Here is a 25,260-nt window from a genome sequence, read left to right as displayed (position 1 = left end):
GGTCTGTACCAAAAGCACCTTTGTTGACAACTCCTGTGGGTCTGAGAGTGATGCTGGTATTGAGTTGGCTGTAGTCAGCAGTATCAACACCTGCTCCACCATTGAGGGTATCACTGCCAGCACTGCCATTGAGGGTATCATTGCCATCAGCACCAAACAGAATGTTATTGCCACTGTTGCCAGTGATGACGTTGTTATTGCTATTGCCAATACCATTAATATTGGCAGAACCTGTCAATGTTAGGTTTTCTAGCCCAAATCCCAGGATGAAGCTCACCGAGGAATTGACTGTATCGACACCACCGAGTGCATCGTTAGTCGCTTCTATAACTACATCACCTACGTTATCTACGAAGTAGGTGTCATTGCCATTACCACCATTAAGACTATCTGCGCCTAAGCCACCGTCAAGGACATCATTGCCATCACCACCAAGCAGACTGTTATTGCCACTGTTGCCAGTGATGACGTTGTTATTGCTATTGCCAGTACCATTAATGTTGGCAGAACCTGTCAATGTCAGGTTTTCTAAACCAAATCCCAGGGTGAAGTTCACCGAGGAATTAACTGTATCGACACCACCGAGTGCATCGTTAGTCGCTTCTATAACTACATCACCTACGTTATCTACGAAGTAGGTGTCATTGCCATTACCACCATTGAGGCTGTCAGCGCCTAACCCACCGTCCAGGGTATCATTGCCATTACCACCATTGAGGGTATCATTACCAGCGCCGCCATTGAGAGTGTCATTGCCATCCCCACCAGAGAGAACATTATTTTGGCTATCTCCAGTGATGGAGTCGTTACCGCTAGTGCCGATGACATTATCAAAGTTAACTACTCTAAACGGCCCAACAGGAAAACCGTTAACTACCAAAGATTGTGTTTCCAGGTTGGCGGTGATGGATACACTAGTTGCGGTTGAGGTATCAATGGTGTTATTGGCGACCAAAGCATTGGCAATAATCGTCTCTACCCCTACGAGTTGGTCTGTACCAAAAGCACCTTTATTGACTACTCCGAAGGGACTAAGAGTGATGCTGGTATTGAGTTGGCTGTAGTCAGCAGTATCAACACCTACTCCACCATTGAGGGTATCACTGCCAGGGCTAGCATTGAGGATATCATTGCCATCAAAACCCAAGATGAGATCGTTGCCAGAAGTACCGACAAGAAAATCATTGCCGGATGTTCCAAATATATTAGCCATGAATTTTACTTCTACTCCTTCAATTGGCTTGGTAAGAGTTTCAATTACCCCATCAAAATTAATTGCTCATTTCAAATGCCTAAAGCACAAACCTTCGTTTAACTGCTGTTAAGCAAAATTTGAAGTTGCAAGTAATTTTGCTTAAGTTCTGCTTGTGACTGTTTTGTGTATCTAATAAATCACAGCAATATTACTTAGCCTGTGAAAATACATCATGAAACACAATGAATTACACAGAGTAAGTTCTGATATTCGATGAGTATTGCTAGCTTGTGAGAGAACAGTTTTTAATGTGTTAGGTCGAGATCAAGCAATAGTTAGCTTTATAAGCGTAATTAAACTTGTTACAAAAAGTATCATTTCATAAAAATCTATAGATACATATAAAACTTGTGTAAACAAGTCTTTTTTTTTGGTAAATTTAATGACAAATTAAATACTGAAATTTGGATGACCACTTAAGTATATGTAGATTAGATTTTCGCCAATAAATTGGCAAACAGAATATTTATGCAGTCCATCCTTTCAGAAATAGATATGATAGAAAAGTCGATAAAACTTAAAGAATATTCATCAAATGCTGATTGACTCCTCTGGCTTGTCCAAGGTCAAAGACTCAGTAACAAAACAGATTTTCTTCGGTAATGAACCTACTGCCGAATTAATTGCCATTCTCAGCGTCTACTTTGTCCAAGGAATTTTGGGGTTGGCGCGGCTAGCCGTCAGCTTTTTTCTCAAGGATGAATTATTGCTAAGTCCTGTACAGGTATCAGCCTTATTAGGGGTTGTGGCCTTACCTTGGATGGTTAAGCCGTTGTTTGGTTTTATCTCAGACGGCTTACCGATATTTGGCTACCGTCGCCGACCATATTTAGTACTATCGGGAATATTGGGGGCGATTTCTTGGGTGAGTTTAGCCACAATAGTTCATACTAGCTGGGCGGCGGCTTTAGCGATCGCTCTCGGTTCTCTCTCGGTTGCAGTCAGTGATGTCATAGTTGACTCGCTAGTTGTGGAACGCGCCAGAGCAGAATCTGTGGCTCATGTTGGTTCACTGCAATCATTATGCTGGGGTGCTTCTTCCTTTGGGGGCTTGATTACAGCATATTTTAGCGGGTTGTTACTTGAGCATTTCACCACCCGCACCGTCTTTTGGATTACCGCCTCATTCCCCCTGATTGTCTCAGGCGTGGCTTGGTTGATTGCTGAGTCTCCCGTTAGTAAAGATGGAGACAATACCAATCTCCTCACTGTCAAGCATCAACTACAGCAACTACGTCAAGCATTCGCACAAAAAAGTATTTGGCTACCCACAGCATTTATTTTCATCTGGCAAGCCACACCCACAGCCGATGCCGCCTTTTTCTTCTTTAGTACCAACGAACTCCACTTTGAACCAGAATTTTTAGGGCGAGTACGTTTAGTTACCAGCCTCGCCTCTTTAATTGGTGTTTGGATTTTTCAGCGTTTCTTAAAAACAGTTTCCTTTCGACTGATTTTTGGTTGGAGTACAGTCATTTCTACAGTCTTGGGAATGACAATGTTACTACTGGTGACACATACAAACAGAGCCTTGGGTATAGACGACCATTGGTTTAGTTTGGGTGATAATTTGGTTCTCACCGTCATGGGACAAATCGCCTATATGCCAGTGTTGGTATTATCTGCCAGACTCTGCCCTCCTGGTGTAGAAGCGACATTATTTGCCTTATTAATGTCAGTCTTCAATTTAGCAGGCATGGTTTCTTACGAAGTGGGAGCCATCATCATGCACTGGCTAGGAATTACCGAAACTAACTTTGATTCACTTTGGCTTTTGGTATTAATTACTAACCTCAGCACATTATTACCATTACCTTTTCTCCAATGGCTACCGTCCGATGATACCGACAATGAAACCTCTGTATTATTACCAGATTCTGCTAATAGCCAAGTCTCTAATTTAGTACCTGAATAAAGACTCACTTTTGTAGGACACATCCTCTGTCTCTCTGTGCCTCTGTGTTTAAATAATTTTTTACCACAGAGACACCAATTCACAGAGAGAAAAGTTTTTTATCTCTTACTCTCTTTTTAAATATGCAAAGTTTCAAAACTCAAGAAAAAGACATTTTACAAAAGTCATATACTCGTGAAGACTGGCAAGGGGGGTATAAATCCTTAACACAGGAGTTCGATTATTGGATTGATGATATAGAAGGAAAAATTCCTCCAGAATTGCGAGGTACTCTGTTTAGAAATGGGCCAGGATTATTTGATGTAAATGGGCAAAGCATACATCACCCATTTGATGGTGACGGGATGATTAGCCGCATCACATTTGTTAATGGACGCGCTCATTACCGCAACCGTTTTGTGCATACAGAAGGGTATTTAGCGGAAAAACAGGCTGGTAAAATTCTGCATCGGGGTGTTTTTGGTACTCAAAAACCTGGTGGTTGGTTAGCTAATATTTTTGATTTCAAAATAAAAAATATTGCTAACACCAACGTTATTTATTGGGGTAATAAACTTTTAGCTTTGTGGGAAGCTGCGGAACCTTACCGCCTTGACCCCAAAACTTTGGAAACAGTGGGTAGAGAATATTTTAATGGTGTTTTGTCAGAAGGTGAAGCTTTTGGCGCTCATCCTCGTTTTGACCCTAGTTGTGAACAAGATAATGGCGCACCTTGCTTAGTTAATTTTTCCATTAAGCCAGGATTATCTACTACAATTACTATTTTTGAGCTAAATCTCGCAGGTGAGGTTGTGAGGAAGCAAGCTCATAATGTGCCAGGGTTTTGTTTTATTCACGATTTTGCCATTACCCCTAATTACTGTATTTTCTTTCAAAATCCTGTTACTTTTAACCCCATACCTTTTGTGTTAGGACTACGCGGTGCTGGGGAATGTATTCAAGTACAGCCAAAGCAGCCCACAAAAATTATTGTAATTCCCCGTTTTCCTCAACTAGGACAAAAGGAAGTCAAAATATTAGAAGTGGGATCGGGTTTCATTTTCCATCACATTAATGCTTTTGCTGTGGGAGAGGAAATTTTTGTAGACTCTATTTGCTACGATTCTTTACCAGGAGTAGAGCCAGCAAGTGATTTTCGTCAAGTGGATTTTGAGGCGATCGCACCTGGACAACTGTGGCGTTTTTACCTTAACCTCAAGAATGGCACAGTAGAACGCAAGTTAATTGAGGCTCGTTGTTGTGAGTTTCCTACTATCCATCCTGCTTATGTAGGTCGTTCTTACCGATACTTATATATCGGTGCGGCTCATGCAGCTAGTGGAAATGCACCATTGCAAGCATTATTGAAAATAGACTTAGAGTCTGGGGAAAGACAACTTTGGAGTGCTGCACCTCGCGGTTTTATGGGTGAACCTGTCTTTGTTCCCCGTCCGGGTGCAGAAAACGAAGATGATGGTTGGATACTGGCTTTAGTTTATGATGCGGCTCATCATCGTTCGGATGTGGTAATTTTGGATGCCAGTAATTTTGATAAAGGGCCTGTAGCAAGGCTACATCTCAAGCATCATGTACCCTACGGTCTTCACGGCAACTTTACCCCAGAGGTGTTTATTTAACTCAAGTGAGTCTCAGCCTTGCTGTTGTAATTGTTGCACAACTTCCACTGTTAAACCAGTAATGCGAGCGTTGGCGCAAGCCCACCGTAGGTGTTCGCCTCAATTGCCATGCCTTCTGCTATCAAGTTGAGGGCTATTTCCTGCGTTTTTTGTTGGCTACCTTCCTGTTTTCCTTCCTCTAAGCCTTCGTCTTTAATCATTTGCTAAATTACCGACTCGCGCATCGTATCTCTCCTGAGTAAACGCTGAATTACCTCTTGCTCTAATACTAGCCCAGCCAATATTGTTGTTGATGCTGTGAGATTATTTTGCGTTTGGCGATCGCCTATACTATCAATAACTGTTCCCTATAACCAAGAAAAATTCACTAAATTATGCTTATTTCAATAAATTTAATGGAACATCTCACTTCTAGTTTGATTTTCCTATTTAATTGTTGATTTTAATAGTTTTTTTAATAGTTTACTAATTAAGCGTTCGCACACCATTGAAGTTAAGAATTTTGTTGTCAGCAGTTAACAAAGGACAATTATAAAATCTGGCTGTAGCCACAATAAGTTGGTCAAAGGGAACGCTATGGAAGCCACTCAATTGAGTTGAATCAATTACTATCGGCAGGGATAAATTTAATAGTTGTACGCCAGGGTAGGCTAAGGCAACTTCTAGCCATTTATCAATAGCCAAAGGTAAAATCAGTCTGTTTTTTTCTACTAATTTGGCTACTTCCCAGCATGAAAGAATGCTGATTCCTAAACCATCAGACTCATAGTCTTTTAACCATTGTTGGTGTTGTTTGGTCAGTCGTGAATCATTTTGTACCCACCAAACCCAAATATGAGTGTCAAGTATAATCATTGCAAAATTTCCCAGTCCTCTAAAGCGACGGGTTCTGTGGGGTCGTCATAACGGTATGGCTGTGTGTTGTGCAAAGGATAAGGATTTCTACTTGATTGGGGTAACTGTTGGGCTTGATGCTGTGGAGTTTTCGTTTCCAGAATAATCACTTCCACAACATCCCCAGCATGAAAAGGTAAACCCTGTAGCGTCAGAGTTCCATCTTCAGTTAAAACGACTTCTACCTTGTGAGCATTCATATTTCAACACAGTAAGCAGGGTTTTCAGTCTGAGTTACAGTTTTAATAATGTAATTATCTAATTAAATACTTTTGTAAGAAAGTAATTTATTACATTATCTCTTTAGCTCCTCCTCAACCAGATTTTGTGATTCATCAATGTCCTAACCTATGTGGCTACTGGTATATATTCTCACTGGCTGCCTCTAATTGATCCTATATTTTGACACCCTCCTTCAATATCAAAAAATTAAAATAAAAATGTAACAAAAACTACAAAATTAATACTTTTTATAAAAACTCAAGATAAGCTAGGCATATATGTATCTAGTTCGCAAAGATACTGCGAATAGGAGAAAATTTTATGGTTTCCATGCCGACGCTACCATTGGTAGGTGCTACTCCGGGTCATATTTGCCCCTTTGATCAAGCCTGTAGCTACTTAGAAGCTGCTGCTAAAGAATTAAGCTTAGACCAAGGAATACTGGAAATTCTCAGCCATCCACGCCGAGTAGTCACAGTTTCTATTCCTGTGAAATTAGACAATGGTGATATTCGGGTTCTAGCCGGACATAGGGTACAGCATTCTGATATTTTAGGCCCCTACAAAGGCGGAACACGTTACCATCCGGCTGTCACCGTCAACGAAGTATCAGCATTAGCCATGTTGATGACTTGGAAATGTGCGCTGCTGGGTATTCCCTATGGTGGTGCGAAGGGAGGTATTGCCATAGATCCACAAAATTATAGTGTGAGTGAATTGGAAAGAATTACTCGTCGTTATACTAGCGAGTTGATTAAAGATATTGGCCCTGCACTTGATATTCCCGCGCCAGATGTGGGTACATCTGCCCGTGAGATGGCTTGGATGATGGATACTTATTCCATGAATGTTGGTCACGCTGTACCGGGAGTTGTCACAGGTAAGCCGCTTTCCGTTGGTGGTTCACGGGGACGGGAAATGGCGACTGGACGGGGTGTGATGATTATTGTGCGTGAAGCACTCGCAGATTTGGGTAAATCTCTAGATGGGGTGCGAGTAGTTATTCAAGGCTTTGGTAATGTCGGCGGTGCGGCGGCTGAATTGCTGTACCAAGCTGGGGCGAAAATTATCGCTGTCTCGACGGCGGAAGGTGGTATATTTGCTAATGATGGTTTAGATATTCCGGCATTAAAAGCTTATGCTGCGGAAAATCATAAAAGTATTGTAGGTTTTCCCCAATCAGAACCCATTAAGAATGCAGAGTTGCTAACTTTATCCTGTGATGTTTTGATTCCCGCCGCATTGGAAAACCAAATCACTGAGGAAAATGTAGATCAGATACAAGCGCAAATTGTGGCGGAAGCGGCTAACGGGCCTGTGACGCTGGAAGCTAACCGAGTGCTAGAGGCGCGGGGTGTAACTGTATTACCAGACATCTTGGCGAATGCTGGGGGTGTGGTGGTGAGTTATTTGGAATGGGTGCAAGGTCTTTCTTACCTATTTTGGGATGAGGAGCGTGTTAACCGGGAAATGGAACATTTGATGGTGCAAGCTTACCGTCAGGTGATGCAACAATCGAAGATGCGGCAAGTTCCTTTGCGGTTAGCGGCTTATACTTTGGGAGTGGGTAGGGTGGCTCAAGCGTTGAGTGATAGGGGTCTTTATCCTTGAGGAACTGGGGACTAATCAATTCAAAATTCAAAATTCAAAATTTTTCAGCAGTGGCTCAACACTATGCTACCTGTAACAGTAATCTTCTAATACCATTTCTCCATAAAGCTGCACTTAATACCCCAGATTATTAAGCTCACGCATTCGCCGTAAGGCGTTCCCGCAGGGTAGGCGCAAAGGCACAAAGGAGTAACATTTTATTAAGTGCATCGTTACAGAGAACTGTTATAAGTTTTTGGTGCGTTTGGAATAATTTCCATAACGCACCTTTAGCTTTTAATTACGCGCCTTCTCGTAATTTGTCTAAGACGCTTCTATCTTCAAGGGTGGAGGTATCACCAGAGACTTCTTGTCCGGCGGCGAGATTTCGTAGTAGGCGGCGCATGATTTTACCCGATCGCGTTTTGGGTAATGCGTCTGTAAAGCGGATTTCGCCGGGACGAGCGATCGCACCAATTTCTTGGACTACGTGCTGCTTCAGTTCTTTACTCAAGTCATCACTGGCTTGATAAGTACCCTCTAATGTAACAAAAGCTACTACTTCCTCGCCTTTTAGTTCATCTGGCTTACCCACTACCGCCGCTTCAGCCACGGCTGGGTGCGATACTAAGGCTGATTCTACTTCCATCGTACCCAGGCGGTGTCCTGATACATTCAATACATCATCTACACGCCCCATGACCCAGAAGTAGCCATCTTCATCTTTTCTTGCGCCATCGCCAGCAAAGTATATATAGTTACCATCTTTGGGTGGTATATGTTCCCAGTAGGTGCGGCGGAAGCGTTCAGGGTCGCCGTAGACTGTCCGCATCATCCCTGGCCAGGGATAACGTACTGCCAAGTAACCGCCTTCATTCTCAGGGACAGAATTACCTTCCAAATCCACAATATCCGTAAGAATGCCAGGGAAGGGACGGGTGGCGGAACCGGGTTTGGTGGGAATTGCTCCCGGAAGCGGTGTAATCATGATACCGCCGGTTTCGGTCTGCCACCAAGTATCAACGATAGGGCAACGTTCGCCACCAATCACTTTGTAATACCACATCCAAGCTTCCGGGTTGATGGGTTCACCCACGGTTCCCAATAATCGCAGGGAAGACAAGTTACGGGCTTTGGGATGGTGTTCACCCATTTTAATAAAGGCGCGAATGGCTGTAGGCGCGGTATAAAAAATGTTTACGCCGTATTTCTCAATCACATCCCAGAAACAGCCAGGATTTGAGGCACGGGGCGCTCCTTCATACATGAGAGTGGTTGCACCGTTGGAGAGGGGGCCGTAAACTATGTAACTGTGTCCTGTAATCCAACCTACGTCTGCTGTACACCAATATACGTCTGTGTCTTGCAGGTCGAAAATCCATTTGGTGGTCATGTGAGTGTATAGGTTATAACCACCAGTGGTATGGACAACGCCTTTGGGTTTGCCAGTGCTACCGGAAGTGTAGAGGACAAATAGCAAGTCTTCGCTGTCCATTGGTTCGGCGGGACAATCGGCGGATGCGCCTTTTTGTAAGTCGTGCCACCAGTGATCGCGTCCTCCCAACTGCATATAAGTATCTTGTCCGGTACGCTTGACAACTAGGACGTTTTCGACACTGGGAACAGCACCATCAGCTAGGGCTTTATCGACCTGTTCCTTGAGAGGAACAATCGCATCTTTGCGCCAACCACCATCAGCTGTCACTACTACCTTAGCTTTGGCATCAATTAGGCGATCGCGTAATGCTTCCGCACTAAAACCACCAAATACCACACTATGGGGTGCGCCTATTCTGGCACAGGCTAACATAGCGATCGCTGCTTCGGGAATCATCGGCATATAAATACCGACGCGATCGCCTTTTTGCACTCCCAATTGTTTCAATACGTTGGCGAACTGGCAAACTTCCCGATGCAGTTGGGCATATGTGAGAGTGCGGGAATCTCCAGGTTCTCCTTCCCAAATTAGGGCGGCTTTATTTTTGCGCCAAGTTGTCAGATGTCTATCTAAACAGTTGTAGGAAATGTTAATCTTTCCACCCACGAACCATTTAGCAAAAGGTGGTTGCCAATCTAATATTTTATCCCATTTTTGGAACCAATGCAATTCAGTTTCGGCTAACTCAGCCCAAAACTTTTGCGGATCGGCTTTGGCTCTATCATAAAGCTTCTGGTAGTCTTCCAAGCTTTTAATCTGGGCGTTTTGGGAAAATTCGCGGCTGGGATGAAATAAGCGTTTTTCTTGCAGGATTGATTCTATAGTTGGTTGAGACATAGTTATATGGATGAACAGTATTGTTACTGAAAACTATTTTTATCGGATTGTGTCAAACAATGCTGAGATTGACGCTAGTTTTTACTTTTCGCAATATGGAGTCAGGACTTAAGTCCTGACTACGAACTTAATTTGATTTAGATTCCATTTGCTCTAATAGTCGAGCAATCTTTTTGGCTGTTTCTGGTTGACGCTGTTTTTGTAATAATTCTTGAGCTTGTTGTAAGTTAGTTTTAGCCTGGGCTTGTTGCTCTTGCTCCATGAGGATATTTGCTAGACGCAAGTAACCTTGGGGGTTTTTTGGACTGCGGCGAATTACTTCTTGAAATAATTCTGTGGCTTCGGCAATTTTACCTTGTTCCCTTAAGGTATCGCCCAAAAACAAGCGGACTACATCATTGGTAGAGTTGATAGATATAACTCGACGAAAAGCAGCTTCTGCGCCTTGATAATCTTTTTGTTGATAAAGATTAACGCCTGTTTGGAAAGCATTGGATGTAATTAATGTTTTGAGCGCGAAGTAAATCAGCAGTGTGATACTAACAAGGACTGCGATAGTCGCCAGAATATCAGTTAATTGTAAATTGTTGAGCATGGTTTCAAGCTAAAAGGCAGGCGATGGGGAATATTAAGTATTCTAGGAAAAATAGCTTCCAAATGAACTGATAGAATTGAGCGATCGCAGTTTTATCATGTATATCTACTGCTAAACTCTGCATCCACATCCAACACAGCAGAATTAAATGAGAAATTACCAAAAACACTGGGTTAATTGCGCCTAACCGTAGCACTCCAATTATTACCATGCCTAAGTAACAAGCGGTGAGTACCCACAGGGCGAAATTAAATACAGCTTGCGGTCCTAATTGAATGGTGAAAGTGGTGATATTGTAGAGGCGATCGCCTTCCATATCGGGGATGTCTTTAAAAATGGCGATCGCAAAGGTAAATATTAAGATAAATACAGTCAATACCCACACAGATAAAGGAATTGCCTGTTTATTTTGCAGTAACCAACTAAAGTGTAGATACAATCCCAAATTAACAATAGTTCCCCTAACTGAAAAAATACACAAAGCCGCCCAAAAAGGAAACTGTTTTAATCTGATTGGGGGTAAAGAATATGCTGTACCAATTGCCAAGCTAATTGCCACCATTCCCAACAAATAAGGGCCATTTAACCAAGCTAACAATAAAGCAATAATCCCTGTACAAATGACAATCAATTGCCCTTGTTTACGGCTAAATTCCCCTGAAGCTAAAGGTAGGTGAGGCTTATTAACTTTATCAATTTCAATATCTTCTAATTGATTTAATCCTACGATATAAACATTGCCACATATACAGGCTAACCATGCACCTAAAACAGAAATTATCTGCGAAACAGCAAAACCTGTCGAACTAACAGCAATAGAAATTGAATATAAACCCAACACACTCAAACTCGTGCCGATAATTGTGTGTGGACGGGAAAATTTCCAAAAAGCATAAAGCCACTGGAAAGAAAATGGTAGTGGTTTACGTTGCAACGGACTTTTTTGAGTTTGGCTCATGAGTTAGGTTACATAAGGGACTGGGGACTGGGGACTGGGGAGAGGTTAACGAGTGTAATTGCACCTCTAGCACCTACTTACTTATTTCCGCACAGTAACCCAAACTTAATTAACCCACGCTCATAGCCGCGACGCATCAACCCCAGGGACAGCGCCCCTTGGATAGTAGTCCAACCGGCAAGGAATAACCCGATAATTGCTTGAGGAGTAAAGGCAGAATCAATAACTACATTCCAAAATGGTGCAACAGCCACTGACCAGTCAGCAGTGCGGATATTATTTAATGGCAGTTGACGAGCTATGGCTTCATATTCTGGTAAGGAAATTACATAGGGCAAGCAATACACTCGATAAATATCTTCTAGGTGCTTTTGTTCATCTGCTGTTAGTGGCGTTTCATCTGTAGGACGGTGACACCATGTCACCATAATCAAAGTACCACCTGGTTTCAGCACTCGATAACACTCCTGCATAAACTTGGTTTTATCTGGCATATGTTCGCCACTTTCCAGCGACCAAACCAAGTCAAAAGAATTATCCTCAAAAGGCATTGCTTGAGCATTGGCGACGAGAAACTGACTCCTACCACTTAAACCAGCCTCCTTGGCACGTTCCGTAGCTCTAGCGGCTTGTACTGGGCTTAAAGTAATTCCTGTAGCTTGCGCCTGAAACTTTGCGGCTAAATATAGAGAACTACCCCCTATACCGCAGCCCACATCTAGTATATTTTCTGCCCTTTCTATATCTGCCCAATTGAGCAATTCCTCGATTAAATCAATTTGCGCCTGACGACGATTTTTTTGCTCAGTCCCATCTGCACCGTAATACCCGTGGTGCATATGTTCGCCCCAAATGTCCTCCCATAGCCCGGAGGAAGCATCGTAGAATTGCTGAATTCGTTGGTAAAGTGTTGCACTCATGTAATAAGCAGTGTTAAGACAAAACAGAAATCAGTTATCAGTTATCAGTTATCAGTTATCAGGCCTGTGGTAGGGGATAAAGAAGCGCCACCAACTTCTTCCACCAATTGTTGTGGTGTTTCACTTTCGTATTTAACTGATAACTGTTTACTGTTCACTGTTAAAAAAACATATCTGTAGGCTACCATGTGTGTTTTTAATTAGATAAGAAAGTTCTTACTTCCCAAAATTGATGATCAAGCTGATGGCTCTTGTCGGTAAAAGTTTACAGCTAAACCTTTTAATCAAACAACCCCTACGAGCTAGCCAAGGTATTGATTTTGACTGTTAAATATTGGATGTTTAATTGTTTATGACTGTTTCACGCACCGTTTGTCTAGGATTTCTGGCTGTTATTGCAGTAGGGACACTTTTGCTGATGATGCCTTTTTCTACCAGTAGTGGTACATGGAATGACCTGATTGTGGCATTATTTACCTCAACATCAGCCGTTTGCGTAACTGGATTATCTGTAGTTGATCCTGGTACTTATTTTTCCTTCTGGGGACAGTTGTTTATTGCTTTGTTAGCGCAAATTGGTGGCTTAGGCTACATGACAACCACTACTTTTTTAATTTTGCTCATTGGTCGTAAATTTGACTTACGGCAAAAAATCGCTATTCAGCAAGCGTTAGACCGTCCTGGGATGAGTGGTAGCACCCAAGTTATTCGCTCAATTATTGCCACAACTCTTATTTTTGAGATTACTGGTGTGTTTTTACTATTATTTGCATTTGTGCCTCAATATGGATGGAATCAGGGACTATGGTTAGCAATTTTTCATAGTGTTAATGCTTGGAATAATGCCGGGTTTAGCTTGTTTAAAGATAATTTAATCGGCTATCAATCTTCCTTTATAGTTATTTTCACCGTTACAGGATTAATTATCTTTGGAGGGATTGGATATCAAGTAATTTTAGAAGCATATATTTGGTTGCGCGATCGCTTCCTCAAGAAGAAAAACGTCAATATAGTATTATCGCTAGACTTTAAAGTAGCAACCAGCACAACATTAATCCTGCTAGTAGCTGGCACAATAGCGTTCTTCTTTATAGAAATTAGAAATCCCCAAACCTTTGGTTCACTCAGTTTACATGATCAGTTTTTAGTAGCTTGGTTTCAATCAGTAACTCCTAGAACTGCGGGTTTTAACACCATTGATATTGGTAAAATGACCACTGCTGGTTTATTTATCACAATTGCCCTCATGTTTATTGGTGCTAGTCCAGGCGGTACAGGAGGAGGCATGAAAACCACTACCCTCAGAGTTTTAACTAGCTGTACTAAAGCAATTCTTCAAGGTAAAGAAGAAGTGTTATTGTATGAGCGGAAAATAGCGATTTCTCTAATTTTAAAAGCAGTTGGTGTTCTAGTTGGTTCTATAGCAACCGTTATTTTAGCAACGATTTTGATATCTCTCACAGACCCAAAACTGGATTTTATCCAAATTATATTTGAAGTAGTTTCCGCCTTCGCTACTGTCGGTCTTTCCACAGGTATCACAGCTAGCGTGTCTCCCGCCGCGAAAATAGTTTTAATTATCACTATGTATATAGGCAGAGTCGGGGTTTTACTACTCATGTCCGCTATATTAGGAGATCCTCGCCCAACTAGAATTCACTATCCCGAAGAAAACCTACTTGTAGGATAGTCTTGGGATGAGGTAGTAACCCGCTCCTCACCCCTAAGAGGAGGGGAACAGAAAGCAGTGAAAAATAACAACTGATAACTGACAACTGACAACTGATAAAATTTGAAAGCACAAGCAAAATAAAACTTTTAATTAATTTAGCCTAAAAGTTTTTGCTTTAAATACAGATAATAATAAGGATTTCAACTGTGAATTTGTCATCGCTGGGTTTTTTTCGCAGTTTACGCAAAGATAATAGCCAATTTGCTGTAATTGGCTTAGGTCGTTTTGGTCGTTCTGTTTGTTCAACACTGCATAAATTAGGCTATCAAGTGTTAGCAACAGATATAGATGAAAAACGAGTATCAGCAGCTTTGACTGAAGAAATAGTTGGTCATGCTTTACAACTAGACTCAACTGAACCAGCAGCCCTCAAAGAAGCTGGTATTTTTGAATTTGATACGGTAATTGTGGCAATTGGTAACTATGTACAAGAAAGCGTCATTACAACTTTAAATGTCAAAGAAAGTGGCGTACCTCATGTAGTTGCTAAAGCTTCTAGTGAAGTTCATTACAAGCTACTAAAGCGAGTAGGCGCGGATCATGTGGTCTTTCCTGAATATGAAGCGGGTTGTGCATTAGCACGTACACTGACAAAACCATCTATTCTTGATAGATTCGACCTCGACCCAGATAATAGTATCGTAGAATTAATCGTGCCTGATGAATTTCATGGTAAAACGATCGCCGAATTACAACTACGCAACCGTTACGGCTTGAACTTGTTAGCTGTCAGTCAGGATGGTAAGTTCCAAATTAACCCAAACCCCGGTAAACGTTTAGAACGTGGTTCCGCAATGGTAGTTATAGGTTGTAATAAAGATATTAATCGTCTGCCAATTTAACTATAGTAGGTGACAGATGACAGGGTACAGGGAACAGGCTTGAAAATCTACTGTTATTTGTACCTCATTTACTCGCAATCTGCTGTAATAAGTAGAGAGACCTAATTAAATATAAGTTTGTAGTAAGGACTTTAGTCCTTTCAAACCCAGCAATAGAGCGATAAATCGCTGACTACGAACAACTACTCATTTAATATTTAATTATGCCTACCTACTTACCAATTCTAAAAATCATAGCCACACATCAATTACTTGTAAGGACGCAAAGCTTTGCGCCCCTATCAGGCTATCTGTGGCTGTCTTTTAGCAAATTGGTATAAAACCAAAAATTAAGACGGGTATTTTACCCGTCTTATCAAAAATACTGTCAATTACCAATTATGAATTGCTATTACTATTAAGTTTTTCCGGTGATGGACTAGGAAATATTGGTTGAAATTGCTGTGGTTCAGCAGAAACAGGTACTTCACCAGAATTAGCTGGCTGTTTTCTTTGCGTTGCTAGTTGAGTTAGTTGTTCTATAAGGCTGGCTGTAGGCTGTGGTGCAGATGCTTGTCTTTGTTGTAGTTTTTGTTCTTCAATTTTCAGGGTTACTTGCTGCATTAATTGCTCAGTTTTCGCTACTTGTTCTAGATTACCTTGCTGGCGGTATTCTTCTTGAGCGCGTTTGAAAGCACTACTAGCTCTTTTCAGGTCGCCTTGATTATATAAAGTTACACCCAAGTTATAATAAGCTAAGGCATTTCTGCGGTTTTGGCGGACAGCTTGAATATAAAGGGCTATAGCTTCATCAGGTTTACCTTGTATGGCTGTGAGGCTACCTAAATTGTTGTAAGCTGCCGCATTTTTGGGATCTAACTTCAAAACTTCTCTATAGGCTGCGATCGCCTCCTCAATTTTACCAGCCTGTTGCAGCGCCAGCGCTAAATTATGATGAGCAGTGGCTTTAGTTGGAGCCAGCTTAACTGCATCTTGATAAGTGGCGATCGCTTCCTCTAATAACCCTTGTTCGTATAAGACCAAACCCAAATTATAATGAGCATCTACCCTTGTTGGCTCTATCACCAAAGCTTGGCGATAAGCTCTAATTGCATCCTCATTTTTTCCTTGTTGCTGCAATGTTAGCCCCAAGTTATAGAAAGCGTCTGCCAAACTGGGGTTAAGTCTAACTGCTTCCGCATATTCCTGAACCGCCACATCCAACCGCTTTTGCATCAGGAATATATTCCCCAAATAATATCTAGCCATTGCTAAATTAGGTTCTCGCTGCAACGCTTGGCGGAAAGCATTTTCTGCACCTTGCCAGTCAGTGCGATTATAGCGCGTAACACCTTGTTGATAAAGACTAGCTGTTTGCAAATCTTGCGAAACAGGAACTTGTGCCAGCAACTTGCTTCCTGGTAAATTCACAATTGTCGGTGTAGCCAACACCAAAAAAGCTGATGCAGCACAGAGAAAACCCAAATGCGGCTTTTGCCAATCACAAGTATAGTGGCTAGTAATTGACGACAAACCGCAAAACCACTGTTTTGATTGAAATTTTCTATACATAGTGGAATCTCTGTACTTATTGTTAAGATCCTTATAAGTCAGAGTACCCACTACAGTATAAAAAGTTATAAATGCAAAATTAAATTTTTGGGGACAGTGAACAGTAGAAATAACCTGATAACTGTCAACTGTCAACTGTCAACTGTCAACTGACTAACCCCTTCCGGCAAAATCAACATAGCATCACCAAAAGAATAGAAACGATAGCCAGAAGCGATCGCTTCTTGGTATATATTTAACAAACGCTCTCTTCCAATCAACGCACTCACCAGCATTAATAAACTAGAGCTTGGTAGGTGAAAATTAGTAATTAAACCTTCTACAACTTGCCATTTATAGCCAGGATAAATAAATAAGTTAGTTTTGCCGCAAAATGGTTGCAATTCACCAGAAACAGCCGCACCTTCCAAAGCACGGACTACTGTTGTCCCCACAGCGATAATTCTGCCGCCTGCTGCTTTAGTCGCCTTAATTTTTTCCACTGTAGCGGCGCTTACTTCTATCCATTCTTCGTGCATTTGATGAGTCGCCACATCTTCCACTTCCACAGGGCGGAAAGTTCCCACACCAACATGAAGGGTAATAAAAGCTTGATGAATATGGCGATCGCCTAACTTTTCTAGCAACTCTGGAGTAAAGTGTAACCCAGCCGTAGGCGCAGCGATCGCACCTGGTTGTTCGGCATACACAGTTTGATACTGTTCATCCGCCGCCTGGGATGCAGTAATATAAGGTGGTAACGGTATTTCCCCAAACTGATCCAAAACCTGTACCAAAGATTTTCCCTCTGGTAAATCAAACTGTAATAAACGCCCCCCCGTCGCTGCATCAGTTTCTAAAACAGTAGCAGTTAACTGATCTAACCCATTCCCCAGTCCCCAGTCCCCAGTCCCCAACCTCTCAAAAACAATCTGCGTACCTTTTTTAAACCGTTTTCCGGGCTTAACTAAAGCCAACCAACAGTTAAATTTACGTTCCTCTAGTAATAAAATTTCCACTTCTGCACCAGAGGTTTTGCGCCCAAATAAACGTGCGGGGATAACCTTTGTATCATTCATGATTAATAAGTCACCTGGACGCAGAATATCAGGCAAATCACGAAAAATATAATGTAGAGGTAATGTTTCCTTACCTGTAGTTTGAGAGTTGACGACTAGCAGACGAGAACTGTCTCTTGGAACTGCGGGGTTTTGGGCAATTCTCTCTGGAGGTAATTCGTAGTCATACCCAGCGAGTGAAAAATCTAAATTTGTAGCTTCCACTGCTGTTGTAGAGATTTGATCAGGATTTAATTGTGATATGTCTTTCTTCATTTAAATTTCCAATGGTGAGGATAAGTTTGGTTGCGCCTTTGTGACAAAAGTAGTCAATTTTTAGATTTAAATTATAAGATTGACATTAGTAGGTAATACTTAAAGCAAATTAATCAAAGATGGGTAAGGTTCCCCATGCAAAGACGGGGGCATTTACCCTACCAACAGACAAATTAATTGAGGAAGATAGAAGTGTAAGATTGGCTTTGATCCCAAGCACCGACATGGAATACCTGTATTACCTGGCAAATGCCAGTTTAACTCTAAGGGTCGTTCAATACCTACACGCTAGGCCCCAGTTACCTGTTTCGTTCGTCACTGTGATTCATCAAATAGATGGTTGGGTGGTTAGGATCAAACTGAAAACCCCTATATCTGCCCAAGAAGATGGTGATTTTCGAGCTTTCCTCTACGAACTAGGCATTAGCTATGAACCACCTATGCGTGTGCAAATGGCACTTTGGAGTTTAGAAGCCGGCCAATGTCCTGTAGATGTTATGCGCCGCTATCAAGTAGCGATCGTTTCACATGGTAGCCCGGAAAGAGAAGAGATAGAAGCTTTCCGTCAACAGTTTGTCAGAGGACTAGGTTACTGTCCAGAAACATTGGCCTAATATCAATGAGATGGAATCTGGACTCGACAAGTGATAATTGGTAATTGGTAATTGATGACATAAATCCTCATCCACAACCAATTACCAATATCCTAAAAAATTTAGATTTTTTTAATAGCATATTTAAAAATAATAATTATCAACAAGTACCTAAAACGATTCTCATTTATCAGGTAAGAAGAGAAACCCAAAACTCCCAGCTTGTAAAAGTTATTAGTAGCAGTTATCAACAGTAGGCCGATGCACTGCCCACCAAGACCACGATAAGGTACGCAATACCCATCCTACAGATACTGAGAATTTTATGGCTACGCTCCCGTAAGGGATACAGAAATTAAATCGGTTTCCTATAGTGCCGCACAGATTAGGAGATATAGTAATCCGAATTGAATCGTGAGAAAACACGTAGATTTAACATCAAATGTAAGTGTAATATTTTATTCAGCCTTGGCGATTAGAAATCGCGGCTACACAGACGAAACCCGCCTGCGCGGCTTATCCTAGCAAGTCCACGCACCATCTGGACTTTGTTTGTGTAGTAGCGATTTCTAATCGCCCAATTATTTCTAGATTTCTCATGAGTGATTTAGGATTGCTATATATAGCAGTCGCAGCATAGGTTAGGACATCATAATAATTTTAAAACCCTTAATTTCAAAGCCTTTCAGCCCTGTCAAGAGTCCCCTATCACCTGTCCCCTGCTATAATAATCGTAAACCCTTAAATAAAAGGGTTTTTCACCCTGTCCCCTGTCCCCTTCTATAAATATTCAAAAGCTGCGGGAATATATTCTTGTAATTGAAATTTGTATTCTCCTAAGCAGACAGCTATCGGTTCCTGAGTAACAGATAACTGACGATTATTTTTAGCAGCTATCTCATAAGAGACAATAGCCACATCAAAGCGACAGGTATAGTCAGATTTTTCAGGGTATTCAGCTAAAAATATCCCCGCCGTTCGCTCAATTTTTGCTTGCTTTTTTAGCGTAATTGCACCTCTTCCCCCATCATCCCAGCTACCGAAACTACGTGTTTTAACTTCCACAAATGCGAGTACGGGTTCTCGAATATTCTCAGTATATTCGGCTATGATATCAATTTCGCCCCAACGGCAACTAAATTGACGTTGTAAAATCATCCAACCCGTAGATTCTAACCATTGGGCTACAAAGTCTTCGCCTAAATTAGCAATATTTAAATATGACATAAGTAGGTCGATACAAACAAATGTACGAAATTATTCTGTCTGACGCACCCTACAGTTAGTTTGATTATGACACTTGCGTAAGTCCTATGGAAATTTAGCAATAAATTAAGTCTTCCTATGTGCAGATGTCATATTTTAATAAATGTATATGATTTGTAATTGTCATATTAAACAGTTGTTACTTTACTAAATCTTTAAACTTAATAGCCAAATTCTCAAGACATACCACTAAAGCAAAACAAGTAAAAAACACTAAAACTCAGGTAACATACAGACCCCATACAATCCTAAATCTGTTCTTACACAGCAGAATTACTGCCTAATCATAGACAAAAGAACAAACATACTTGTGAATCACCCTAATTTTACGCAATATTTGCAGATATCTGATGTTTACTACATGGAAACTTAATTAATGGCAATAGGGTTTATGTCTATACTTAATATTTAATAGATACATAATAGTAGCTAAACCGTAAACAGTCAACTCATCACATCCTACGGAGTAAAGCAAAGACAACTTTTACTTAATCTTCAAGAAAAACCAGTGACATAAAAAAACTCTAAAGAGAAAATTAACTATGTAGATGCTTTAAACCCATAAGCAATCTAAATAATTGCCCTAGTTATCCAAACCAGTCGGGGAACTTCTGACTAATTTGTTATGCGGATTTTAATTTACTCTTATAACTACTATCCAGAACCTATTGGTATCGCCCCGCTAATGACGGAATTAGCAGAGGGACTGGCCAAGCGAGGACATCAAGTGCGTGTTATCACTGCGATGCCTAACTACCCTGAGCGTCAAATCTATGAAGCTTACCGTGGTAAATGGTATCTTACAGAATACAAGAATGGTGTCAAAATTCAACGCAGTTACGTGTGGATTCGTCCACAACCAAAACTATTAGATCGAGTGTTGCTAGATGCTAGTTTTGTTGTCACCAGCTTTTTACCTGCTCTTTTTGGGTGGCGGCCTGATGTGATTTTATCAACTTCGCCATCATTACCTGTATGCGTACCTGCATCTTTGCTGGGATGGTTGCGTGCTTGTCCTGTGGTTTTAAACCTCCAAGATATACTACCTGAAGCCGCTATTCATGTAGGTTTACTGAAAAACAAATGGCTGATCAAAGTATTTTCATTATTAGAAAAATTTGCCTATCGTAGTGCTACCAAAATTAGTGTTATTGCCGATGGATTTGTAGAAAATTTACTTTCCAAAGGTGTATCATCTGAAAAAATAGAGCAGATACCTAACTGGGTTGATGTTAATTTTATTCGTCCCTTACCAAAAGAAGAGAATAAATTCCGTGCGGCACACAATTTAAATGGCAAATTTGTACTCCTATATTCTGGGAATATTGCGCTTACCCAAGGATTAGAAACTGTCATTCAAGCGGCTGCCAAATTACGTGATATTTCTGAAATTGCCTTTGTGATAGCTGGGGAAGCCAAAGGTTTGGAAAGGCTGCAAAAATATTGTGCAGACTGCGGCGCTGATAACGTTTTACTATTACCTTTTCAACCTAGAGAACATTTGCCAGAAATGTTAGCGGCGGCGGATGTCGGCTTGGTGGTACAAAAGAAAAACGTAATTTCTTTTAATATGCCATCAAAGATTCAAGTCTTATTGGCTAGTGGAAGGGCATTAATAGCATCTGTACCCGATAACGGTACAGCAGCCAAGGCAATTAGACAGAGTGGTGGCGGTGTTGTCGTTCCTCCAGAAGATCCTCAAGCTTTAGCAACAGCAATTCTGGATCTGTACAAACACCCTGAGAAAGCTAAAACTTTGGGTTATAACAGCCGAAAATATGCTATGGAACAATATGCTTTTGAACAAGCATTAAATCAATATGAAAGCTTATTCTATTCAGTGACTACAGAAGGTCAACCTCTTGAATCTAAGGTAGTTTCTAAACAAGAAGTCTGATTTGACTGGCTTTAAATTATATTTTCGCATTACCTAATATCAAACAGTATCACAAAGTCCAACAATATACCCATGTATGACTCTGTGATATTTTGCTGGAAACTTTTCTACCAATTTTGAAAACCTCAACTAAATTCCTGACTCAGTAACTCAAGCTAATTTTACTGCGGCATCAGCGATGCTAGCTGGGATAAAATTAGAGGATTATATTATATATCGCTTGTGCGGAGGGAAATCATACAGGAATCTGTAATTGCTCGTTCGATTTAACAAGAGGGAGAAGCAAAAAAGCAACGAGAGATTGGTGCTAATCTTTTAAGCTAAGGAGTCATATTCGATATTATTGCCTCTGCAACGGGCTTGTCGGTGGAGGAGGTGCAGCAACTACAACAGCAGCTACCCGAATCTAAATGAGTTGAGTGCTTAACTAGGGAAGATGATTTTTGCTTGACTTAATGAGAAAAATAGTCAAAAGATTAGACCGATCACACTTTAGACAGAAGAACTAGGTCTGTCATGATATATAATTCTTAATAAGAATATTTTATAAGGTTAAGAGATGATGACATTAGTAACTTATCTTATTGATGGGTGAGAAAAGTCATAGAGAACGATAAATTAAGATGAATGGTAAGTAAATTTAGGCAATTATGTATCAAATATAGCCATTGGTGGAGATATCGCTACAAAAAGACTGACCTGCAACCACTAATTATGACATGGCGATACATCAGCCAATTTGTCAGCCATTCTCATAGATACCTGTTTTTTTGTTAGTATTCAAAAAAACCAATAGATAGATTTACTATTCAATTATTGTTTGTAAGTAATTCTCAAAAACCGTAACAAAAGGGATAAAGTACCTGAGGTTTAATGTCTGATTATTTCCAAGGAATACCATTACAATCCGTCTCGGTAGCTAAGAGTGCTACCAGAAGTCCAGAGGCTGCAACTGAGTTGAGCGGAAAATTAGCTCTAACTATTGCCGAAGCTGCATCAGACCGGAAAGCAGGCGATATTTTGGTGCTGAGAGTAGCAGATGTGTCATACTTGGCAGATTATTTTGTAATGCTGACTGGCTATTCTAGGGTGCAGGTGAGAGCGATCGCCGATGCAATTGAGGATAAAGTAGAAACAGACTGGCATCGCCGACCATTGCGGACAGAAGGCAAGGTCGAAGGTAGCTGGGTACTGCAAGACTATGGCGACGTAATTGTGCATATTATGATGCCAAAGGAACGGGAGTTTTATAATTTAGAAGCGTTCTGGGTTCATGCAGAACGTATTCCCCTACCAAAATCTGATGAGGATGAGGGTAAGCCAACATGATCAAGTCGTCGCTCTTCAATTGTCCGGTTCCTGTAGACCAACAACCACTCAATGAGTACGAAGAGTTAAAAACTTCATGGTTATTTCGTGATTGCGTCTTAAATTGGCGAGAGTATACCACAAAACTAGTCTGGATTTGGGGTTTATCTTGGCTAATAGCAGGGCCAGTCTCAGCAGCCAGCTTCCCGCCAAATAAACAACTGGTGCATTTCCTGTTATGTGGTGCAGCTGGGGCAAGTGTCGGAGTAGTACTAAGTCTATTACGGTTATATTTGGGCTGGCTTTATGTGCGCGATCGCCTCTACAGCATGACTGTATTTTATGAGGAGTCAGGCTGGTATGATGGTCAAACCTGGATCAAACCACCAGAAGTCCTCAACCGCGATCGCTTAATTGTCACCTACGAAATCAAACCCATCATTCAACGGTTACAATTTACATTCTTTGGCTTGGCGGGAATCTTTGTTATTGGTACTATAGTTTGGCATTTGTTTTAAATAGTCAGTGGTCAATAGTCAACAGTTAATCAACTATGGACTATTGACTGTTGACTATTGACTAATAAAAAAAAGAGATAATTTAACCCATGACAATGGGCAAGCGCACTCAAGCCGCAGCACTGGAAGTCCGGTTGCTGCGTGAAGGTATCATCGAATCGAAGCATACAGTCCAAGCTGTTGTTTGTGACAACCGAGGACGAGTACTAACTGTTGCCGGCAATGCGGAAACAGCTACATTTGTCCGTTCCGCCCTCAAACCATTTCAGGCGCTGGCAGTTACCTCTACAGGGACATTGGAACGCTATGATTTAAGCGATCGCGACCTCGCAATTATTACCAGTTCCCACAGGGGTACAATCGAGCAGGTACGCCAAGCATTTAACATCCTCTGGCGAGCTGATTTAGACCCTTCTGTACTCCAGTGTCCCATCCCTCCCGGCAAACGCAGCCCCTTAGAATACAACTGTTCAGGTAAGCACGCGGGAATGTTGGCTATATGTCAACAACGCCACTGGCCTTTAAATAACTACCTGGAACGTAAGCACCCAGTACAGCAGTTAATTCTGACAAAAATTGCCGAATTACTGCGAATGCCAGCCGAAGAATTTATCAGCGCTCACGATGATTGTGGCGTACCCACCTACTTGATGCAACTGGGACAAATCGCTTCCTTATACGCACTTCTGGCTTCTAGTAATAACGTAGATATGGAGCGGATTGTCCGTGCTATGACCCACCATCCGTCAATGGTAGCAGGAGACGGAGAATTTGACACAGAACTGATGCGCTTAACCCCCGGTGAATTGGTCAGCAAAGCTGGTGCGGAAGGTGTACAGTGCATCGGTAGGCTGGGCGAAGGTATGGGACTAGCAATCAAAGTTATGGATGGGGCGAAACGGGCAAAATATGCTGTTGCTATTCATCTACTCCAACAAATGGGTTGGATTACTCCCAGCGTGGCGGAAAGCTTGGCAGAGAAGTTTATGAACCTGGGAAAATACACACGTTTAGAAGTTGTGGGGGAATTATCGTTTTTATAGTTGCCAAACTCAAAAGCTTGAGTTATACTAAAAAAGTAACGAAACGACGCGGGATAGAGCAGCCTGGTAGCTCGTCGGGCTCAACTAGCAAAATTAACTAAGCGCTTGTTTGTTAATGTTGCAGTGGGCGGTATACGAGGAAACTTGTATACGATTACCTGTCAAATTCGGGGAAGCCAATAGCGCGGTAATCCCGAACCAAGCTCTGGAAACAGAGAAGGTGTAGAGACTGGTAGGCAGGTACCCTAACGGTAACGCCGAGGGTAAAGGGACAGTCCAGACCACAAACCAGTAAAAGCTGGGCAGTGAAAACTGTAGATGGTAAGCATAACCCGAAGGTCAGTGGTTCAAATCCACTTCCCGCCACCAAATAAAAATAAAACCCTGCAATCCTAAAAAGTTGTGGGGTTTTGTTTTATAGGAGGGGATAGGGGATAGGTGACAGGTTATAGACGCTTGAGTATCATTAGCGAATGGATACGAAACTCAAAGGGGACATAGCTGAACAGGCGGCTATACTCCATGCTTTACAACGTGGCTGGGGAGTTTTAAAGCCGATAGGCGACCGACTACCTTATGATTTAGTATTTGATATAGAGGGAACTTTCATTAAAATCCAAGTCAAATATGCTTGGTTGCATGAGCCATCGGGTAATTATGTTGTAGATAATCGCCGCACCAAAACAAATCGAAGGCTGATGCTTCGAGCAGCATATAAACCATCAGACTTTGATTTTGCCCTAGTCTATATAGAAAAGCTTGACCTGTTTTATATCTTCCCGGTGGATGTGTTTATCAGCTATGGTAGCGAAATACACTTAGTGGAAACTGAAAAAAGACAGCGCCAACCCCGTTCAGCACAGTATCGCCAGGCTTGGGAGTTAATCTCACAAGCGATAGGTAAAGAAAATTGTGTCTTTTCGCCTGAGCAATTCGGTGAAACTGGGTTTTGATCTA

Annotated in this window: 22 protein-coding genes; 11 read left to right on the top strand and 11 right to left on the bottom strand. The window is 41.5% G+C overall.

All coding sequences use genetic code 11. The features are described 5' to 3' along the window. The coding region (locus H6G83_RS35985; protein WP_277876383.1) for a calcium-binding protein at positions 1–1,213 on the bottom strand (1,213 nt) is incomplete at its 3' end. Between the two features lie 577 nt (positions 1,214–1,790). Between H6G83_RS35985 and H6G83_RS20795 the strand changes: the two genes are divergently transcribed. Together H6G83_RS20795 and H6G83_RS20790 are read left to right on the top strand one after the other, a co-directional pair. Then, positions 1,791–3,170, top strand: a complete 1,380-nt coding sequence (locus tag H6G83_RS20795; protein WP_190475793.1) for a folate/biopterin family MFS transporter — start codon at positions 1,791–1,793, stop codon at positions 3,168–3,170. Between the two features lie 122 nt (positions 3,171–3,292). Continuing rightward, positions 3,293–4,786, top strand: coding sequence for a carotenoid oxygenase family protein (locus tag H6G83_RS20790; protein WP_190475791.1), 1,494 nt, complete (start codon positions 3,293–3,295; stop codon positions 4,784–4,786). A 50-nt stretch (positions 4,787–4,836) separates the two neighbouring features. Here H6G83_RS20790 and H6G83_RS20785 read toward each other — a convergent pair whose 3' ends face one another. The 3 genes from H6G83_RS20785 to H6G83_RS20775 all read right to left on the bottom strand — a co-directional run bounded on the left by H6G83_RS20785 (position 4,837) and on the right by H6G83_RS20775 (position 5,880). Next, the gene (locus H6G83_RS20785) at positions 4,837–4,986 is read right to left on the bottom strand and encodes a hypothetical protein (protein WP_190475789.1); all 150 of its coding nucleotides are present in this window, start codon (positions 4,984–4,986) and stop codon (positions 4,837–4,839) included. A gap of 265 nt (positions 4,987–5,251) precedes the next feature. Continuing rightward, positions 5,252–5,641 carry a type II toxin-antitoxin system VapC family toxin gene (locus H6G83_RS20780; RefSeq protein WP_190475787.1) on the bottom strand — a complete coding sequence of 130 codons (390 nt, stop codon included), beginning with the start codon at positions 5,639–5,641 and terminating at the stop codon, positions 5,252–5,254. After that, complete coding sequence (locus tag H6G83_RS20775; protein WP_190475785.1) at positions 5,638–5,880, bottom strand: hypothetical protein; 243 nt, start codon at positions 5,878–5,880, stop codon at positions 5,638–5,640. Before H6G83_RS20775 ends, H6G83_RS20780 begins: the two co-directional genes overlap by 4 nt. A gap of 343 nt (positions 5,881–6,223) precedes the next feature. Here H6G83_RS20775 and H6G83_RS20770 point away from each other — a divergent pair, with 343 nt between their 5' ends. Beyond that, positions 6,224–7,513, top strand: a complete 1,290-nt coding sequence (locus H6G83_RS20770; RefSeq protein WP_190475783.1) for a Glu/Leu/Phe/Val family dehydrogenase — start codon at positions 6,224–6,226, stop codon at positions 7,511–7,513. Positions 7,514–7,793: 280 nt separating this feature from the next. On the opposite strand, the gene acs is transcribed toward H6G83_RS20770, so the two are convergent. The 4 genes from acs to H6G83_RS20750 form a co-directional block, all read right to left on the bottom strand. Beyond that, entirely contained in the window at positions 7,794–9,767 is a 1,974-nt protein-coding gene (gene acs / locus H6G83_RS20765; RefSeq protein WP_190475781.1) for an acetate--CoA ligase, read from the bottom strand. Between the two features lie 127 nt (positions 9,768–9,894). Next, positions 9,895–10,362: a tetratricopeptide repeat protein gene (locus H6G83_RS20760; RefSeq protein ID WP_190475779.1), complete on the bottom strand. Its 468-nt coding sequence runs from the start codon at positions 10,360–10,362 to the stop codon at positions 9,895–9,897. Between the two features lie 4 nt (positions 10,363–10,366). Further along, entirely contained in the window at positions 10,367–11,320 is a 954-nt protein-coding gene (locus tag H6G83_RS20755; RefSeq protein ID WP_190475777.1) for a homogentisate phytyltransferase, read from the bottom strand. A gap of 77 nt (positions 11,321–11,397) precedes the next feature. Further along, entirely contained in the window at positions 11,398–12,240 is an 843-nt protein-coding gene (locus tag H6G83_RS20750) for a methyltransferase domain-containing protein (protein WP_190475776.1), read from the bottom strand. A gap of 352 nt (positions 12,241–12,592) precedes the next feature. Here H6G83_RS20750 and H6G83_RS20745 point away from each other — a divergent pair, with 352 nt between their 5' ends. Next, on the top strand, positions 12,593–13,930 hold the full coding sequence (locus H6G83_RS20745; protein ID WP_190475773.1) for a TrkH family potassium uptake protein: 1,338 nt from the start codon (positions 12,593–12,595) through the stop codon (positions 13,928–13,930). Positions 13,931–14,118: 188 nt separating this feature from the next. Continuing rightward, entirely contained in the window at positions 14,119–14,814 is a 696-nt protein-coding gene (locus H6G83_RS20740; protein ID WP_190475772.1) for a potassium channel family protein, read from the top strand. Between the two features lie 378 nt (positions 14,815–15,192). On the opposite strand, the gene H6G83_RS20735 is transcribed toward H6G83_RS20740, so the two are convergent. Both H6G83_RS20735 and queA read right to left on the bottom strand, forming a co-directional pair. Beyond that, positions 15,193–16,365: a tetratricopeptide repeat protein gene (locus H6G83_RS20735; RefSeq protein WP_190475770.1), complete on the bottom strand. Its 1,173-nt coding sequence runs from the start codon at positions 16,363–16,365 to the stop codon at positions 15,193–15,195. 131 nt (positions 16,366–16,496) lie between these two features. Beyond that, positions 16,497–17,678 (bottom strand): tRNA preQ1(34) S-adenosylmethionine ribosyltransferase-isomerase QueA, encoded by a 1,182-nt coding sequence (gene queA / locus H6G83_RS20730; protein WP_190475768.1) that lies wholly within the window; start codon positions 17,676–17,678, stop codon positions 16,497–16,499. Between the two features lie 224 nt (positions 17,679–17,902). Here queA and H6G83_RS20725 point away from each other — a divergent pair, with 224 nt between their 5' ends. Beyond that, the gene (locus tag H6G83_RS20725; RefSeq protein ID WP_067765793.1) at positions 17,903–18,292 is read left to right on the top strand and encodes a hypothetical protein; all 390 of its coding nucleotides are present in this window, start codon (positions 17,903–17,905) and stop codon (positions 18,290–18,292) included. A 759-nt stretch (positions 18,293–19,051) separates the two neighbouring features. Here H6G83_RS20725 and H6G83_RS20720 read toward each other — a convergent pair. After that, positions 19,052–19,498, bottom strand: coding sequence for a YraN family protein (locus H6G83_RS20720; protein ID WP_190475767.1), 447 nt, complete (start codon positions 19,496–19,498; stop codon positions 19,052–19,054). Positions 19,499–20,162: 664 nt separating this feature from the next. Between H6G83_RS20720 and H6G83_RS20715 the strand changes: the two genes are divergently transcribed. The 5 genes from H6G83_RS20715 (at position 20,163) to H6G83_RS20695 (ending at position 25,256) form a co-directional block, all read left to right on the top strand. Continuing rightward, on the top strand, positions 20,163–21,434 hold the full coding sequence (locus H6G83_RS20715) for a glycosyltransferase family 4 protein (protein ID WP_190475765.1): 1,272 nt from the start codon (positions 20,163–20,165) through the stop codon (positions 21,432–21,434). Positions 21,435–22,307: 873 nt separating this feature from the next. After that, positions 22,308–22,763, top strand: coding sequence for a ribosome silencing factor (rsfS, locus tag H6G83_RS20710; protein WP_190475763.1), 456 nt, complete (start codon positions 22,308–22,310; stop codon positions 22,761–22,763). Next, positions 22,760–23,260, top strand: coding sequence for a CGLD27 family protein (locus H6G83_RS20705; RefSeq protein ID WP_190475761.1), 501 nt, complete (start codon positions 22,760–22,762; stop codon positions 23,258–23,260). Before rsfS ends, H6G83_RS20705 begins: the two co-directional genes overlap by 4 nt. Positions 23,261–23,349: 89 nt before the next feature. Then, on the top strand, positions 23,350–24,303 hold the full coding sequence (locus H6G83_RS20700; protein WP_190475759.1) for an asparaginase: 954 nt from the start codon (positions 23,350–23,352) through the stop codon (positions 24,301–24,303). Between the two features lie 473 nt (positions 24,304–24,776). Further along, positions 24,777–25,256, top strand: coding sequence for a group I intron-associated PD-(D/E)XK endonuclease (locus tag H6G83_RS20695; RefSeq protein WP_190475757.1), 480 nt, complete (start codon positions 24,777–24,779; stop codon positions 25,254–25,256). Positions 25,257–25,260: the final 4 nt, after the last annotated feature.

Origin of the sequence: Anabaena azotica FACHB-119, from assembly GCF_014697625.1 — a bacterium.
GTDB lineage: Bacteria > Cyanobacteriota > Cyanobacteriia > Cyanobacteriales > Nostocaceae > Trichormus > Trichormus azoticus_A.
This window is presented reverse-complemented; position numbering and strand designations above follow the sequence as displayed.